1 protein-coding gene is annotated in these 597 nt (G+C 52.4%); it reads right to left on the reverse strand.

The window, feature by feature from the left end; translation table 11 throughout:
• Positions 1-418, reverse strand: a 418-nt coding sequence (locus AC5O77_RS22190) for a YfjP family GTPase (protein ID WP_494507219.1), incomplete at its 3' end; no start/stop codon positions are given.
• Between the last annotated feature and the right edge of the window lie 179 nt (positions 419-597).

The following is a 597-nucleotide window of genomic DNA, read 5'->3' on the forward strand; positions in this document are numbered from 1 at the left end:
GTAAAAACTGATGCATGGCAATATCGGCAGCATACGCACGTTCATCAGCCCGCAGGATCCAGATAATCAGATCCAGTTCCGGCAGTAACTGACGGTAAAGCTCCCGGTATTCCTGATCATGCTGCGGTGTCTCACCAATGCCGGGCAGATCGACCAGCGTCATTCTGCGTTCACCAATCTGCAGGGTGAGGCGATGAGCCTGGCGGGTGCAGCCGTTCAGGGGATGCGTGGCGCAGATACGGGACTGAAAAATGGCATTACACAGACTGCTTTTGCCGGTGCCGGATTTACCCATAATGCCAATCACGGGTTCGTGGCCGGTGAGTTTACGCAGATGTTCCAGGATGTGACGGGAAAGCGAATAAGGCAGGGAGGCCAGTGGTTTTTCAATTGCCTCAATGGCATCAGACGGATTCATACATGTATTCCCGGTGAAAAAAGACAAAACCCCGCACACCGGAAAGGAGGCGGGGGATTCACGGAGATAATATATGTCTGAAATTATCTGGAATCGTTCTGGCTGTTCTGCCTGGTTGCCTCCAAATCCCGGTGCGCCTGCTCAATCATTTCATTCAGCATTTTTTTGGGGGGGACACC

Source organism: Stenotrophomonas sp. INTA L402-1, assembly GCF_059295135.1.